Source organism: Limnofasciculus baicalensis BBK-W-15, assembly GCF_024178385.1.
Lineage (GTDB): Bacteria > Cyanobacteriota > Cyanobacteriia > Cyanobacteriales > Coleofasciculaceae > Limnofasciculus > Limnofasciculus baicalensis.
Genome location: NZ_JAMZMM010000635.1, coordinates 1 through 1,909 on the forward strand (window position 1 = coordinate 1; position 1,909 = coordinate 1,909).

1 protein-coding gene is annotated in these 1,909 nt (G+C 45.5%); it reads left to right on the top strand.

Translation table 11 applies throughout. From position 1 onward, the window contains the following. Positions 1 to 209: 209 nt before the first annotated feature. Entirely contained in the window at positions 210 to 1,508 is a 1,299-nt protein-coding gene (gene eno / locus NJ959_RS29005) for a phosphopyruvate hydratase (protein WP_254015227.1), read from the top strand. Positions 1,509 to 1,909 lie beyond the last annotated feature (401 nt).

A 1,909-nucleotide genomic window follows, 5' to 3' on the forward strand; every position in this document is an offset into this window, starting at 1 on the left:
CAAGTTTTGCATTAGCTTATTAACAAATAAGTTGAACCGCCGAAGGGCGGTTTAGTCTGTGTAGCAACAGGTTTTAACCTGTTGCTGTAGGAGAATGAAACAACCCTGCCATTCCCATCGGGGATCGAAAACATCCTTAAAGACTATTGCACCTCAACAAATTCAGGCGTATCCTATACCCTGGACGCTACAAATTTTGAGGAGAGGGAATGCTAGACAAGACAGAAGCAACCATTGACGCTATTGATGCCAGAGAGATTCTCGACTCGCGCGGAAAACCTACCGTCGAAGCTGAGGTGCGCCTAGCCAGCGGCGCTGTGGGATTGGCGCAAGTGCCCAGTGGCGCTTCCACAGGGACTTTTGAAGCCCATGAATTGCGAGATGAAGATCCTCATCGCTACGGGGGGAAAGGGGTTCTCAAGGCGGTACGCAATATCAAGGAAAAAATTACTCCTGAAGTTGTGGGGATGGATGCGCTGGATCAAGAAAGTGTCGATCGCAAAATGATTCATCGGGATGGTTCCCCCAATAAAGCAAACTTGGGGGCAAATGCAATTCTTGCTGTATCTTTAGCTACAGCAAAGGCAGCCGCAGCAGAAGTAGCACTTCCTCTTTATCGCTATTTGGGAGGTCCCCTTGCGAATCTTCTTCCTGTACCCTTAATGAATGTGATTAATGGGGGGGCACATGCTGATAATAATGTGGATTTTCAGGAATTCATGATTGTGCCTGTGGGTGCAGATTCTTTTGGGGAAGCATTGCGTTGGGGTGCGGAAGTTTTTGCGGCATTAGCAAAGGTTTTGAAGGAGAAAAATTTACTCACTGGTGTGGGTGATGAAGGTGGTTTTGCTCCTAATTTAGAGTCGAATAAAGCGGCATTGGAATTACTGATTGCGGCCATTGAAAAGGCAGGTTATAAGCCAGGAGAAGAAGTGGCTTTAGCGATGGATGTTGCCGCTAGTGAGTTTTACAAAGATGGGCAATATGTTTATGATGGTGCAGCCCATTCTCCTGCTGAATTTATCGATTATATGGCAGGCTTAGTAGGGCAATATCCCATTGTTTCCATTGAAGATGGATTACATGAAGAAGATTGGGATAGTTGGAAATTATTGACTGAGAAAGTAGGTTCGCAGATTCAGTTAGTGGGGGATGATTTATTTGTCACCAACCGCACTCGACTGCAAAAAGGTATCGAAATAGCAGCGGCTAATTCTATTTTGATTAAGCTTAATCAAATTGGTTCCTTAACCGAAACCTTAGAAACCATTGATTTAGCAACTCGCAACGGCTTCCGCTCCGTAATCAGTCATCGTTCCGGTGAAACTGAAGATACAACTATAGCAGATTTAGCCGTAGCTACTCGTGCCGGACAAATTAAAACAGGTTCCCTCTGTCGCAGTGAAAGAGTCGCCAAATATAATCGTTTACTCAGGATAGAAGATGAATTAGGCGATCGCGCAATTTATGCTGGTAAAGTTGGTTTAGGACCGAAAATTACCAGTTAGTAGGGAATGGGGGCTAGCATCTGTAGGGTGCGTTATGCGAAAGCTAACGCACCATATTAATAGCGTAGCTCCGTAATTCCGATAAGATTAAACAGGTTCAGCAACTGGCGGCTTAACCCGCTTGAGTTTTTCCCAACCCATCGGGATGGTTTGTGTAAATTTCGGGTTTTCAGCACTGACTGCTATCGCAGAAAGAGTGCAAAAAACTCCCTACAGACTGTCTGATAGCCTGATATCTGTCTGCTGTAGTACATAAATACTATAGCAGCCCAAATCGGAAAGTGCAAATAGTGCGATCGCGCTAAACTAGGAAAAACCCTTTCTCATAGTCAGTTACTCCCCAAAACCGATATGGCATCCGCTGTTCCACTCCCCACTCCCCACTCCCCACTCCCCACTCC